The organism is Viridibacterium curvum, assembly GCF_039544165.1.
Classification (GTDB): Bacteria; Pseudomonadota; Gammaproteobacteria; order Burkholderiales; family Rhodocyclaceae; genus Viridibacterium; species Viridibacterium curvum.
Window position 1 is genome coordinate 355,575 of sequence record NZ_BAABLD010000005.1, and the last position, 14,281, is coordinate 369,855.

A 14,281-nucleotide genomic window follows, 5' to 3' on the forward strand; every position below is an offset into this window, starting at 1 on the left:
AAGCATGGCAAACAGGGAGCCGGTTGTTCGCAGTCTGCTGGAGAACGATCTTTACAAATTCACCATGTGGCAGGCTTTGCTGCACAGTCACCCTGGTGCCCAGGCCGAGTATGCGTTCGTGTGTCGCAATACGACCGCATTCCCGCTTGCTCTGCTCAAGGAAGAAGTTGAGGAAGAGCTGGAGCGACTCTGTTCATTGACCTTTGCCCAGGACGAACTCGACTACCTGCGCAGCCTGCGTTTCATGAAGAGCGACTTCGTGGATTTTCTCTCTGTCTTTCGCTTCCAGCGTCGCTTCATTGAGGTGCGTGCCGATGGTGACAGGCTGGTCATCAAGGCAAAGGGCCCGCTGGTGCATGTGATGGGGTTCGAGATCTTCGTGCTCTACATCGTCAACGAGCTTTATTTCCGGCGTCTACCTTCGGGCACCGAGGTACAGCAGGTGGCACGTGAGCGCCTGCGCGGAAAAATTGCCTATCTCAAAGAGCACAAGGCGGCGCTGACGCAGGATGCCGAGTTTCCGTTCATCTTCTTCGACTTCGGTTTGCGTCGTCGCTACTCGGGTGAGTGGCATGAAGAGGTCGTACGTACTTTTGCAGAGGAGGTGCCGGAGCACTTTCGCGGCACTTCGAATGTGCTCTTTGCCAAGCGCTACGGTTTGACACCTATCGGAACGATGGCGCACGAGTACCTGCAGGCCTACCAGGCTTTCGGTTTCCGTTTGCGTGACTTCCAGAAAGCAGCACTGGAGGGGTGGGTGCAGGAGTACCGAGGCGATCTGGGTACTGCACTGACCGACGTAGTGGGGATGGACGCCTTTCTCGACGATTTCGATCTGTACTTTGCCAAGCTGTTTGACGGCTTGCGTCATGACTCGGGCGATCCTGCCGAGTGGGGTGAGAAAGCGCTGGTGCACTACAAGAAGCTGCGCATCGACCCACGCACCAAGCGGCTCGTGTTTTCGGACGGGCTCGATATACCGCGCGCCGCTGGTTTGTACCGTCACTTCGCAGGACGTATCCCGACCAGCTTCGGCATTGGCACTGACTTGTCCAACGACACGCCGCACAAGGCGCTCAATATCGTGATGAAGATCATGTCGTGCAACGGGCAACCCGTAGCCAAGTTGTCGGATACGCCGGGCAAGACGTTGTGCGAGGACGAAACCTTCCTCGCCTATCTGCGCCAGGTCTTTCGTCACCCCGTGAAATCAGCCTGAACAAGATCAGACAATGACCGCAATCCGGATCACCCTCGCACAAATCAATCCCACTGCCGGCGATGTGGCCGGCAATCTCACCCTCATGCAGGGCGCTGCGCGCCAGGCACAGTCCGATGGTGCAAGGCTCGTCGTCTTCCCTGAACTGTCACTGACCGGCTATCACCCTGGCGACCTGCTGGACGACGCTGGCTTCATAGACCGCGTCGAGAGCGGCTTGTCTCAGCTGATGCTGGCGACGCGGGATACGCCTGACCTGTACTGGGTTGTCGGCTCACCGACGCGTCGCGAAGGGCCGGGCAAGCCTCTGCACAACAGCCTGCTGGTCGTCTGCAATGGCGAAATCGTCTTGCGCTACGCGAAGCAGCTGTTGCCGACCTACGACATCTTCGACGAGCGTCGTCACTTCGAGCCCGGTCCAGACGTGGCCAAGGTGCTGCGCATCGGCGACGCGCAGATCGGCTTCCTGATCTGCGAGGACGGCTGGAACGACAGCGGGACGGACTACCTCGTGAATCCCTTCAGCCGCCTGGCTGATGCGGCGCCTGACGTGGTTGTGTCGATCAACGCAAGTCCGTCCAACATCGGCAAGCGCGAGCAGCGCCATGCCCTGTTTGCGGCGTCGAGTCGCCGGCACAAACTTCCATTGGTGTATGTGAATCAGGTCGGCGGACATGATCAGCTGGTGTTTGACGGCGCGTCATTCGCGGTGAGCCCGGAAGAGGGTGTGGTGTTCGAGGCACAGCGTTTTTGCGAGGACGTCGTGACGCTGCAGTTCGAAGCGGGTGTTTTTCGTGACCTGTCCGGTCAGAGGTTGCAGCCCGTGTCCGCGGAAGGGCTGCCGGTCATGGAGTTCTATCGCCGCCAGATCGTTCTGGGCTTGCGCGACTATGCGCGCCGCTGCGGTTTCCGCAAGGCGGTGATCGGCTCCTCTGGCGGTATCGATAGCGCACTCACGATGGCATTGGCTGTGGAAGCGCTGGGCGCCGAGAACGTCGTCGGCATCACCATGCCTTCGAAATTCTCGACGGAGGGCAGCGTGAGCGATTCCGTCGCCCTGTGCCGCAATCTGGGCATCCAGCTGATCGAGCATCCGATCCGGGATCTGGTGGAGCAGTACAGCCGCGGCTTCTCTGCGGCATTCGATACGCCGCTGCAGGGGCTGCCGCTGGAAAATCTGCAGGCACGTGTGCGCGGCACGATCTTGATGGAGTACTCGAACGCCTTCGGTCATCTGCTGCTCACGACCGGCAACAAGAGCGAAATCTCTGTGGGCTACTGCACGCTCTATGGCGATACAAACGGTGGGCTGGGGCTCATCGGCGATTTGTACAAGACCGAAGTCTTCGAACTGTGCCGACATCTCAATGCCAGTGCGGGCAGGGAAATCGTGCCGGTCGCCATCATCGAGAAGGAGCCTTCCGCTGAATTGGCGCCGGGGCAGAGGGACACCGACAGCCTGCCGCCGTATCCCGTGCTCGACACCATCCTCAAGCAGCTCATCGAAGGGGAGCGTCTCGGGATAGGTGAGCGTGAGCAGGTGAGGCAGGAGTACGCACAGCTGACCGCCAGCGATGATGGCAAGGCGCTGGTGCGTCGCATTCGCCAGATGATCGCGCGCAACGAATACAAGCGTCGTCAGGCACCACCCATACTGCGCTTGCGTGGCCGGGCATTCGGTAGTGGCCGCCAGATGCCCATTGCAGCGAGATACGAATTCTGAAAACGGGGACGGAGATATGAGCTCTCACGATGTGGCAGTACTGATTGGTCGCTTCCAGCCATTCCACAAGGGCCACGCCGCCCTGCTTGAAAAGGCGCTAGCCACTGCGCCGCGTGTCATTGTTGTCTTGGGTTCGTCACTGCAAGCACGCAATGCCAAGAATCCCTTCACCTGGGAAGAGCGAGCCGCGATGATCGGCACCGTGCTCGACGATGAATTGAAGTCGCGCGTGAGTTTCGTGCCGATGCGCGATTACTACGACGATGCGCGCTGGAGCATGGCGGTGCTGTCAGCAATTGAAGGCATGACACAGCCGGGCCAGCGTGTTGCACTCGTGGGCTACCTCAAGGATGCGTCGAGTCAGTACCTCAACCGCTTTCCTGACTGGGAATTCATCGGCATGCCACAGCAGGGCGACTTCGATGCGACCAGCGTGCGCCAGATCTACTTCGAAGGCGAGGACGCTGCCGTCACAAGGGTCTTGCTCGAAGGTTTGCTACCGATCAGCGTCGTGCACTACCTGAAAGGCTGGGCGCGCTTGCCGCACTTTGCCAACATGCAGGCAGAACACCTCTCCATCGAAAGCAAGAAAAAGAAGTGGGGTACGGGCCCCTTCATCACGGTCGATGCTGTGGTCACCGCCGCAGATCACGTCTTGCTCGTCAAGCGCGGTTTCGCGCCGGGCAAGGACTTGTGGGCTCTGCCTGGCGGCTTTCTTGAATCACGAGAGCGCGTGATGCAGGGCGCCATCCGTGAGCTACGTGAGGAGACCGGATTGGCTTTGCTGGAGACGACGCTGGAGGGGGCATTCCGCTCCGCTGCCGTGTTCGACCACCCGGACCGCAGTCTGCGCGGGCGCACCATCACACATGCGCACCATTTCGATCTACGACAGGGCAAGTTGCCAGAGGTGGCCGGTGCAGACGATGCAGCGGAAGCGCGCTGGACGCCCATTGCAGAGCTGAAGGGGATGGAGGATCGCTTTTTCGAGGATCACTTCAACATCCTCAATCACTTTCTTGCATTGACGAACTAGCTGGCTTCTCTCGCCATGACACAAACAAAAACAAGAAAAATATTCCTACCCCATGAATCTGGAAACTGAAAACTACAAGACACAGACAGCACGCTGGCCCGAAGAGGGGCAGCACATCCTTGCCCAGTACGACACCGATTCCATCATCGTCTACCAGGCATATCGTCCTTCAATTGGCCAGTTTGCCATTGCCAACGGCTATCTCGGCGGCCCTGACTTCAGCCTCTCGCGCATGAGCTGGATAAAGCCCAACTTCCTGTGGATGATGTATCGCGCAGGCTGGGGGACCAAGGAAGGGCAGGAGATGATTCTTGGCTTGCGCATTCGTCGCACATTCTTTGATTCGCTGCTCGACGCGGCCGTCGCTTCATCGTTTGAGGCAAGCGGCATGGCGGATCGTGCAGCCTGGCAGGAGGCGGTGCAGGCTTCCGATGTCCGCTTGCAATGGGATCCAGATCATTCACCGTCAGGTGACAAGCTGAGCCGTCGCGCGGTGCAACTCGGTTTGCGTGGCGATACGCTGAAGGCGTTTGCACAAAGCGAACTGCTTGAAGTCATCGACATGTCTGATCTCGTATCAACCCAGCGTCAGCACGTTCATGACTGGCACACTTTGATGACGCCACGCGAAGACGTTTACGTGCCGGCGTCTCAGTCGGGTCAGGTCGGGAGTCAGTGATGGCAATGGACTTCCTGACGACTCCGGTCCTGACCTTCATGGGGATGCCCATGTCGTGGGGCGACATCAGCGGCTTCGCTACGGGTATCGCTTGCGTCTGGCTGACGGCACGCGCCAATGTCTGGAACTTTCCAGTGGGCATCGCCAATAGTGCCATCCTCGGACTGGTGTTCCTCTCACAGCGCCTCTTTGCCGATGCCTGCTTGCAGGTGGTTTTCATCGTCATGAGCGCGCTGGGCTTGTACCAGTGGCTACACGGTCATTATGCACGGGAGGATTCGCCTGTCTTCCGGGTTTCAGTGGCAGTGCAGCTGCGCCTCGGTGCGGTCGCTGTGGTGATGACCGTGTTGTTCTGGCAGGTGCTGCTGCACGTGAAGGGCAGTGCCCCGTTTGTGGATGCGCTCATCACGGCACTCAGCCTCTGTGCGCAGTGGCTGCTCAATCGTCGTGCGCTCGAAAGCTGGTGGTGGTGGATCGTCGTCGATCTCATTTCCATTCCGCTCTACTGGAGCCGTGAGCTGCCACTGATTGCGGTCCTGTACGTCGTCTTCCTGCTGATCTGTGTCCGCGGTTTGCTGTCATGGCGCAAGCTCGTGCCTGCAGGAGAGGTGGTGGCATGAGGCGCCCGTACCAGCATGGCCTCGTCGTTGGCAAGTTCTATCCGCCTCACGCAGGCCATCTCTACCTCATCCGTACGGCGGCACAGCATTGCCAGCTCGTTACAGTCACGTTGTTAGCGAGCAGTGTGGAAAGCATTCCCATGGCTGCGCGTCTGGCCTGGTTGCAGGATTGCTGCCGCGACTGGTTGAACGTGCGTGTAGTGGCTGAAATGGATGATGTGCGCGTCGATTACGACGATCCGGCCGTCTGGGAAGAGCATGTTGCGATCATGCTTGCAGCCATTGCCAGAGCAGATGCGGAGCGTGGTTTTTCAGAGCCGGTCGATGCGGTGTTCAGTTCAGAGGCCTATGGCGACGAACTGGCAAACCGCTTCCAGGCGGCTCACGTTTGTCTGGATCAGACGCGCAGCCTGTTCCCTGTCTCCGGCACTGCTGTGCGTGCCGATCTCTACGCGCACTGGAATGATTTGCCCTCGCCGGTTCGTGCTGGTCTTGCTGCGCGTGTCGTCATCGTCGGTGCGGAGTCGTCAGGCACCACGACGCTGGCCCGTGACATCGCCGCAGCACTGCGGGCCCGTGGTGATGTCTGGTTCCAGACGCGATATGTGCCGGAGTTTGGCCGGGAGTACAGCGCCAATCTCGTCGCGCTGGCCCGTGCCCGCGGACAGGCTGGTGTGCCTACCGACATTGAGTGGCAAGAGAGTGACTTCATTGCGATTGCGCATGAGCAGAACCGGCTGGAGCAGGATGCGGCCATGCAGGGCAGCCCGGTGCTGATCTGCGATACCGATGCGCTGGCGACGACGATTTGGCATGAGCGGTATCGTGCGTGTCGCAGTACGCAGGTTGAAGCCATCGCCGCCGCAATGCCGGCAAGGGCGCTGTACGTGCTGACTGATCATGCCGGCGTGCCTTTCGAAGACGACGGTCTGCGTGACGGTGAGCCCTTGCGGCCATGGATGACGGAGCGTTTCAGGCAGGTCCTGGCCGCACAGGCCATACCTTGGATCGAAGTGCGCGGAGACCGGGCGCAGCGTCTCGCGGCAACCATTCGCGAGGTCGACGCCGTGTTGGCAAGATGCCGGCAGTTTTCCGTGCCGCTTGAATACAGGAGCCCCGGAAGATGAATTCAGCAGGTAACCCGACTGCGCTGAGCAGGCTTGATCGCTATCGGGGCTGCCTCCTGGGATTGGCGTGCGGTGATGCCGTCGGTACGACCGTGGAGTTTTCTGCACGCGGATCGTTCACGCCGCTTACCGATATGGTGGGTGGCGGCCCCTTCGAGCTGCAGGCGGGGGAGTGGACGGATGACACGTCGATGGCCCTCTGTCTCGCGGCAAGCCTGATCTACCGGAACGGGTTTGATCCCGTCGATCAGATGAACCGCTACTGCAACTGGACTCGTGTGGGATACATGAGCAGCAACGGGCGTTGTTTTGACATCGGGGTGACGATCTCGCGAGCGCTTGATCGTTATCTCCAGACTGGCGACCCCTTCGCGGGTGACATCGATCCGGATACGGCCGGGAACGGCGGACTGATGCGTCTCGCGCCGATTCCGATGTTCTACGCCAATGATCTGCAGCTGACGTTCCTGTACGCCGGTGAAAGCACGCGGACAACGCATGCCGCACGGGAGGCAATCGAGTGCTCGCGATTGTTCGCCCTGCAGCTCAGGCTTGCGCTGCTTGGCGCATCGCGCGAAGAGATTCTGTCTGCTCCTTGTCCGGAACCTCTGTCGCCCGCTGTGCAGGCGATTGCTGATGGCGCGTATCGATCCAAGTCGCGCGACGAAATACGGGGGAGTGGTTACTGCGTGGCGTCGCTGGAGGCTGCGCTGTGGTGTTTCTGGCAGGCCAGCAGTTTCGAAGAGGCTGTGTTGCTGGCAACCAATCTGGGTGATGACGCGGATACTACGGCGGCAATTTGTGGGCAGCTTGCCGGCGCATGCTTCGGTGTGCAGGGGATACCGGAGGCGTGGCTGCAGAAGCTGGTCATGCGTACGGAAATCGAGGACATGGCCGTGCAGTTGCTCGCTCTTGCGGAGCAGCAGTAACAGGCAGTTGAGCTCCTGCAAGGTCCAGGCATTCGTGTGATGAGTAATCTTTCAACAGGCAGCACTGCGTCGCGGAATGTGATCAATGGTTGCGAACATGACGAATCAAAATGAGCAACACTGAAAAGACAAGCAAGTTCCTGAGTTTCATACTGCGCCACAAGCCGGAAGAAATCGGCCTGGTCCTTGACCCGCAGGGCTGGGCCAACATTGACGAGTTGATGGGCTGTGCTCGGCGGCACGGTACTCAGCTTGATCGCGAGCACATTGAGCAGGTCGTGGAGACCTCGGACAAGCGCCGCTTCATCATCAGTGACGATGGTGAGCGGATCCGTGCGAACCAGGGGCATTCCATTCCGGTGGACCTGGGGTTGGTTCCGGTCTCACCGCCAGATCATCTGTTCCATGGCACGGCGACACGCTTCATCGAGGCCATTCGCGCAGAAGGCCTGCTGCCCCGCGCTCGGCACCACGTTCACCTCTCTGCGAGCCGGGAGACTGCAGCGGCGGTCGGTACTCGCCATGGCAAGCTGGCCATGCTGGAGATCCGCTCGGGCGACATGGCGCGCGCCGGGCATCTCTTCTATGTGTCGGCCAACGGCGTCTGGCTGGTCGACGCGGTGCCGACGGTGTTCATTCGCTTTCCGGAATGAAAGGTGCATGGCGAAGTCCAGTTGGCCAGAACAGGAATTCTGACCGACTGCCGGTAAAGTGCCGACGCTAGAATTCCGTGACTCTTGCTGGCAAGGTGCGCCAGCGTGAATTTTCGCCCCCTTCAGAATCGCTTGCCCCTGATAAGACCCAAAATGAATTCACTGCAACAATCCGCCCAGCAAGTTCGTACCAGCATTCGCGCTGCGACTTCCGGTCTCATCGGTCGCGACCAGATGGCCGAGTTGATGATTCTCGCGGCTGTCGCTCAGGAGCATCTGCTCGTCATCGGCCCGCCCGGTACGGCCAAGAGCGCCGTGGTCCGCCGTGTGGCACAGACCATGGGGGGGCGTTACTTCGAGTATCTGCTTGGGCGCTTCACGGAGCCGTCCGAGCTCTTCGGAGCGGTCGATCTCAAGAAGCTGCGCGAGGGCACGGTAGAGACAGACGTGTCCGGCATGTTGCCGGAGGCCGAGATCGCCTTCCTCGACGAAGTCTTTCTCGGTTCGACAGCCATTCTGAACACGTTGCTTGGGGTGCTGAACGAGCGGCGTTTCCGTCGCGGTCACACGCAGATTGCGTGTCCGCTTCGGGTCTGCGTGGGGGCGGCCAACGGTTTGCCGGACGATGAGGCGCTGGCGGCTTTTGCCGACCGCTTCCTGCTTCATCTGTTCGTGCAGCCTGTGGCGGACCATCAGCTGGAAGCCATGTTGGCGGGGGGCTGGCAGTCGGATCAGAATCCGATCGAGGCGCGGGGCAGCATGGTGCATCTCGACGTATTGTGTCAGGCCGTGCGTTCGGTCAGCCTGGATGTCGCTCGCCCCGCACTCGTCAATGCCATACGCAAGTTGCGCGAAGCGGGTATCCAGCTCTCGGACCGTCGCATCGTAAAGGCGCAGCGCCTCATCGCGGCAGCGGCCGTGCTCGGAGGGCGGACGGAAGCAAGCCTGAACGATCTGTGGCCTTTGTTCTACACGCTGCCGACGCGTGAGAGCCAGCTGCAGGCGCGCGAAGTATTGCGCGACCAGTTGGCCGCCTCGGCCAACGAAAATCTGTTCACTGCGGTGGAAGAGGCGACATTGCAGCCCATGTCGCGTGTGGCCCGTCTTGTCGAGTCGGCCCGGCATTGTCTTGCCGGCAGCAATGGCAGCCAGCGTGCCCATGCAGAAAGTCTGCTGCGTGAGATCGATGCCAACTTCACGGCCGAGGCCATGCCTGAAGAACTGGCAGGCCTGCGTCTCCAGTTGGCTGAATTGCTCATCGTTCCGGCTTGACGATGGCTGCAGGCTTGCGCTGGCAATGGCGCCCGCGATCATTCGCGCTCACGCCTGAAGGCATGCTTGCCTGGGGCGACGCAGCGCTGCGTCTGCATCTCCGGCTGCAGGAGATGGACGAAGTGCGGCTGGCACGGCTCGCCCTGACGGCAAGTCGCGATGTGCTGATTGTGACCGGCGCCGTCGATGATTTGCCGTGGTCAGAGGGCGTAGGCTATTTCGCAAGTTGCCCGGAGGTTCCCGCACTGTGCATGCCTACAACGCTGGCGGCCGACGTGCCGGCAGACCTTCTGTTCAATGCGTTGTCCAGCATGCACGCGCGTGTTCCGCTACTTTTGTGGCCAGACCCGAGGGCGATCTTGCCGCTGGACAGACTACTGCCTGGGTCGCCAGCATTGCTGGCACGGATCCACGCGAATTGGCAATCAGTCGGGGCCCAGGCATGAACACCGAGTTGCCGGATGAACTTGCAGGATGGGGTGAGTGGTTGAGCTGGTTTCCAGCTGAGCTGGTGCCCGAAACGGGCGGGTTGTTGCGTCGCTTGCATCCATTGCTTGGGCCATATCACGGGTATCGGCCGGGGGGCACGCCTGAACCGGACGGCCTGGGGGATCTGCACCGGCGCGGTTCTTACGAGCGTCTGCTGAGTAGTGAATGGTTGTATGCCGATGAGATGCCGGACGAATTCTTGCGGCGCGCGGCAGCAGGCGAGCACCTGTTCCTCGCGCCGCGTCCGCGCGCCCGGCAGGCAGACAAGCTGATCGTTGCGGTGTTTGATGCGGGGCCGCGTCAGCTCGGGGCGCCGCGACTGGCACAGCTCGCCATGTGGATCCTGCTCGCACGTCGCGCGCGCGAGGCAGGTGGCGACTTGCGCTGGGGGGTGTTGCAAGAGCAACCTTCCTTGAGCGAAGCGAACCAGCTTGATCATCTGCGCAAGTTGTTGCGCGCGCGCAGCTATGTAGCCGAGACCGATGCACATCGCCAGCAATGGCTGGACTGGCTGGAGGCAGAGTCCTTGCAGCCGGCCGAGTGCTGGCTGATCGGCCCAGCTTTGCCGGAGACTCCGCGGCGTAACGATCCATGGAGTCATCGTGTCTCTTTGCGTTTGTCCATTAACGGCGCAACACTCGACGTTGCCGTGCGTGACGGGGCACTGAGACGTGGCATCCAGCTGCCGCTACCGAACGAGAAATCCGCGTCGCAACTGCTGCAAGGGCAGTTCACCAAGGCGGCCTTGACGGTGGCACCGCAACGCCTGTCGAGTCCGGACAGGCTGGCCATCACGCTGCCGCCGGTATTGGGCACGCAAGGCAACCATGTGGCGGTGCCCCTGCTGGAGGGGCACGGCGTCATGGTGTTTCACATTCCGCGCAAGCAGAGTCAGAAAGTCGGCAAGCCAAAGCGTCAGGCATGGCCATCTACATTCAATCCGCTGGCGCTGACTTTCTCCGGCAAGAAGGTGGGTGGTTTGTTGAGCGGCGCGGCAACGCTGGACTTCTGGCAGGTGGACCGGCTGCGGAGTGTTTCGCGCCCGCCGCGCGAGCAGTTCGAGGCGTCCTCCGGGCGTGCGGACCTGCTGGCCAGTGCCTGGTGCAAGGTGCACGGCAGCGATCAATTGTTCGTGCTGGACCAGGCTGGTCGTCTGATCCACTGGAAGGCGGATGCCAGCGGTCGAACGCAGATGACGCACTTCGACGTCAATGTGCTGGGTATGGCACAGATGGACATCGGAGGCGTCGTGTACCTGTGCGACGAGCGTGGGCAGCTCACGCTGCATCGTTCGAATTGGGCTGGCAAGCGCGAGTGGACTTGCACACTTGATCCCTCGTTCGGCAAGACGTGTGTGTTGTTTGCAGGCGCTTCGTTGTTCAGGAACGCCGTGGGTGGCTGTGCGGTCCGCTATGAAGAGGCGCCGGAACGCTGGCGGCTTTACACGCCCTCGGGCAAACCGGGGCAGCCGTTCGATTCGGCCGATGTCACCCTGCCGGCGGGATGGCAAGCCATAGGGTTCGTACTGGAGCGCAATGTCGCGCGCTTCTCGCTGGTGTTGCTTGGGCCGCAGCGGAATGCATTGGTGTTGTTCAGCGGAGGTCAGAGCGAAGCGCTGTACATGACCGCATCGCCGATCCGAAAGTTGTCCGTGTCGCCCGACAGCGGTGACGTCGCCATGCTGACGGACGAACGCGAGCTGATTGTTTATTCCGTTCGTGACCGTGCGGTCAGGTTGATCATGGATGGCAAGGGGGAGGCGCGCGATGCAAGCTGAACCCGTATTCCACGCCTCCAACGGCGCCAGCGTGCGTCGCCCTGTCTTGCAAGGGCGTCAGCCTGTCGCCGCTATCTGGTTTCCTGGCGGGCTGTTCGGCATTACTGAACGCAAGCTACGCATTCTCGACTCCTGGCGGGTGGGGGCGCGGCTGTACGCCTTCGCCGACGGTGATTTGCTGCGCTATGCGAGCAGCGAGGAGATGGATACCGAAGGCATGAAGGGCTGGCCCTTGCGTAACGATGATGGCGTGCTGTGCTCGGCCGTGCTTGAGCCTGTCGAGACGGCACATCTGCCTCTCGCTGACGTCCGCCTTGTCGTCGGGGGCAATATCGTGTCGCTGAAGTTCTCCGAGGGGAAGGTCGTCGATCCGGGAGAATGGCTGCACGTTGGCGACTATGCCCTGATCGATACCTATGACTGTCGCGCCACCTTGCCGCCACCAGAGATGGAAGTGCCGCAGGGCATGCCGGACGTACGTGAAGTGCTGGGGCCAGCCGTGCCATCCTCCAGCCCCGAGCGCGAGGGTTTTCTGCGCGCCATGCAGGCGCGGGGCGCTGCAGGTGACAAGGGCAGCTCGTCGGGCATGGCGGGCGGGGGGCGCGGCGGACTCGTCAGTAGTGTCCTTACTGGTTTGCTGTTTGGTGGGCTGGCTGCTGTGCTCGGGGCGCTAGGTATTGGGGGGCGTGGCGGCAATGCGCAGCAGGGCAGTGGTGCATTGAAGCAGCACGCATGGGGCGACGAAGTTGCGCCACGCCAGACTCAGCGCCCGTCGCAGCGCTGGCGCTCCTGGCTGGCAAAGCTGGCGATGACGACGCGCTTGTCCGGTCTGCTTGGCCGCCAACACGCAGCCTATCTGCAGCGCATGATCGAGATGTTCGAATCGGGCAAGCTCGATGAGGCCTTGCGTCATGCCATACCGCTGGGAGGTGACACGGATTCGCTGGGCCAGGCCTTCGGTACGCCGCAGGCGCGCAGCGATCTGTCGTTGAGCCAGCATCTCCGGCAGGCGCCCTCCGTCAACTACGGCGAGAGTGTCGACGACTACCTCAGGAAGCTTTATCGACAGAGCTTCCAGAAGCTCGACCGTGAGGGGCGCATAGAGGAGGCCGTCTTCATCCTGGCTGAGCTGCTGCAGAGTCGTCAGGAGGCGTTGGACTACCTCGAAAAGCATGGGCGCTTCAAACAGGCGGCTGATCTGGCACTGGCCTGGGACCGGCCATCCGATGTCATTGTCAGACTGAGCTGTCTCGCCGGAGACTGGCGGCGAGCCATTGCCGTAGCGCGTCGCGATGGTTCTTTCGCCAACGCCGTGTTAATGCTCGAGAAGAAGTACCCGGATCCGGCACGGCAGCTGCGTCTGGCATGGGGCGAGACGCTGGCGGCACAAGGCAGATGGCTGGAGGCTGTCGATGCAGTATGGTCTGTGGACGAGGCGCGTGAGATGGCCCGCCAGTGGCTGCTCGCGGCCGAGGCCAGCGGAGGCTTTCTCGCCGCGCGGGCATTGGTGAAGCGTGCGGCACTCTTGCCGGACACGCTGGATACCTATGCTGAGTACCTCATGGCGTTGCGTGACGAACCGGAGCGCAGCGAAGAGCGTGCAGCCCTGGCCGAGGCGCTGATTGCCATTCCGGCAAAGGGACGCACTGCGGGTCTTGCACGTGTCATCGTGAATGCCGTGCTGGAAGATCAGGCGATGGAAACGGGGCGACTCGACAAGAAGGCGCTGCAGCGCCTGCTGGACCTTTCCGGTGATCGCGTGCTGCAGTCAGACCTGCCCAACGCATCCTTGCCCGTGGCGAAGCTCAAACCACTGGCAAGCCTCACCAGATGTGGTGAATGGCAGGCACCACAAGCCGGGCTGAGAGCCATACTTGATGCCGTGCCGCTGGAGGCAGGGCGCTATCTGCTGGCATTGGGAGAGGCCGGTGTCGTTGTTGTCGGCAAGGATGGCGAGAGCATTTGCCGCTTCCCCGTGCCCGCAGAGCACTTCGTCATTGCCGGCAGCGGCCAGGTTGCACTGGCGCTTGTACGCCGCAGCGAAGTGTGGCGCGTCACGCGTCTTGATCTGAGCCTTCGCAGCGTCAGCGATCTGGGCGTCATCCAGTGTGACCACCATGCCAGACGATTCGATGGCAGCAACTGGAGTGTCGTGCAGGGCAAGTCCTTGCGTGTGCTCGACACCACGCGCTCACTGCAGTCCGTGCTGTGGCAGGTGAACGATCTGCCCGGCCCTGTCCACGCCCTGTTCTCTGACGGCAACATTGAGCAATTGCTGATCAGGGGCGCGGATGGTGCCTGTGAGTGGTGGCGCTACACCTTGCCGGAGCGTCGTCTGGCCGGTCGTGACGACGTGCGGCTCGAACCTGAGCAGTGGCCAATACTGGGGCGTCGCTTCGAAGTGACGCGGCTATCGCTTGCCGAGCCTGGTGATGGTCCAGTTGTGCTGAGCTATACCAGTCACACAGGAGCCCGCGTGTTACCCCTGCCTGTGATGGAGTGGGGAGAGGTTCTCAACCTGCAGGTCTATGGCGACTGGCTGGCGATTGCCATGCGTCTTCAGGACACCGCTGCCGTGTGGTTCATCCATATGCCCGACGGACAGTGCAAGGCCAGCGTCACCTGGCCATTAACGAATGGCATCGGACTGCGTGTCGAGGGCTCTCGCTGGTTGGCTTTCGACCAGCAGGGTCGCCTGTTTGCGCTGGACACAGACAGCTGCGCCAGCGCACGTATCGCTGTGCAATAAAGCGCCGC

Annotated in this window: 12 protein-coding genes; all 12 read left to right on the forward strand. The window is 61.3% G+C overall.

Going from position 1 to position 14,281, the window contains the following annotated elements:
* The first annotated feature begins 4 nt into the window (after positions 1-4).
* The 12 genes from pncB to ABEA02_RS05840 all read left to right on the forward strand — a co-directional run bounded on the left by pncB (position 5) and on the right by ABEA02_RS05840 (position 14,273).
* Positions 5-1,219, forward strand: coding sequence for a nicotinate phosphoribosyltransferase (pncB, locus tag ABEA02_RS05785; RefSeq protein ID WP_345531916.1), 1,215 nt, complete (start codon positions 5-7; stop codon positions 1,217-1,219).
* Positions 1,220-1,232: 13 nt separating this feature from the next.
* Positions 1,233-2,942 carry an NAD+ synthase gene (locus ABEA02_RS05790; RefSeq protein ID WP_345531917.1) on the forward strand — a complete coding sequence of 570 codons (1,710 nt, stop codon included), beginning with the start codon at positions 1,233-1,235 and terminating at the stop codon, positions 2,940-2,942.
* 16 nt (positions 2,943-2,958) lie between these two features.
* Positions 2,959-3,978, forward strand: a complete 1,020-nt coding sequence (locus tag ABEA02_RS05795) for a bifunctional nicotinamide-nucleotide adenylyltransferase/Nudix hydroxylase (protein WP_345531918.1) — start codon at positions 2,959-2,961, stop codon at positions 3,976-3,978.
* A 52-nt stretch (positions 3,979-4,030) separates the two neighbouring features.
* Positions 4,031-4,657, forward strand: coding sequence for a DUF4291 domain-containing protein (locus tag ABEA02_RS05800; protein ID WP_345531920.1), 627 nt, complete (start codon positions 4,031-4,033; stop codon positions 4,655-4,657).
* Positions 4,657-5,277: a nicotinamide riboside transporter PnuC gene (gene pnuC / locus ABEA02_RS05805; RefSeq protein ID WP_345531921.1), complete on the forward strand. Its 621-nt coding sequence runs from the start codon at positions 4,657-4,659 to the stop codon at positions 5,275-5,277. Before ABEA02_RS05800 ends, pnuC begins: the two co-directional genes overlap by 1 nt.
* Complete coding sequence (locus ABEA02_RS05810) at positions 5,274-6,404, forward strand: AAA family ATPase (protein WP_345531922.1); 1,131 nt, start codon at positions 5,274-5,276, stop codon at positions 6,402-6,404. Before pnuC ends, ABEA02_RS05810 begins: the two co-directional genes overlap by 4 nt.
* Positions 6,401-7,333: an ADP-ribosylglycohydrolase family protein gene (locus ABEA02_RS05815; RefSeq protein ID WP_345531923.1), complete on the forward strand. Its 933-nt coding sequence runs from the start codon at positions 6,401-6,403 to the stop codon at positions 7,331-7,333. The genes ABEA02_RS05810 and ABEA02_RS05815 overlap by 4 nt, the downstream gene beginning before the upstream one ends.
* Positions 7,334-7,443: 110 nt before the next feature.
* On the forward strand, positions 7,444-7,986 hold the full coding sequence (locus ABEA02_RS05820) for an RNA 2'-phosphotransferase (RefSeq protein WP_345531924.1): 543 nt from the start codon (positions 7,444-7,446) through the stop codon (positions 7,984-7,986).
* Between the two features lie 153 nt (positions 7,987-8,139).
* Positions 8,140-9,258 (forward strand): AAA family ATPase, encoded by a 1,119-nt coding sequence (locus ABEA02_RS05825; protein WP_345531925.1) that lies wholly within the window; start codon positions 8,140-8,142, stop codon positions 9,256-9,258.
* A 2-nt stretch (positions 9,259-9,260) separates the two neighbouring features.
* Complete coding sequence (locus tag ABEA02_RS05830; RefSeq protein ID WP_345531926.1) at positions 9,261-9,704, forward strand: bpX5 domain-containing protein; 444 nt, start codon at positions 9,261-9,263, stop codon at positions 9,702-9,704.
* On the forward strand, positions 9,701-11,524 hold the full coding sequence (locus ABEA02_RS05835; protein ID WP_345531927.1) for a hypothetical protein: 1,824 nt from the start codon (positions 9,701-9,703) through the stop codon (positions 11,522-11,524). Before ABEA02_RS05830 ends, ABEA02_RS05835 begins: the two co-directional genes overlap by 4 nt.
* Positions 11,514-14,273, forward strand: a complete 2,760-nt coding sequence (locus ABEA02_RS05840) for a bpX6 domain-containing protein (protein ID WP_345531928.1) — start codon at positions 11,514-11,516, stop codon at positions 14,271-14,273. Before ABEA02_RS05835 ends, ABEA02_RS05840 begins: the two co-directional genes overlap by 11 nt.
* Positions 14,274-14,281 lie beyond the last annotated feature (8 nt).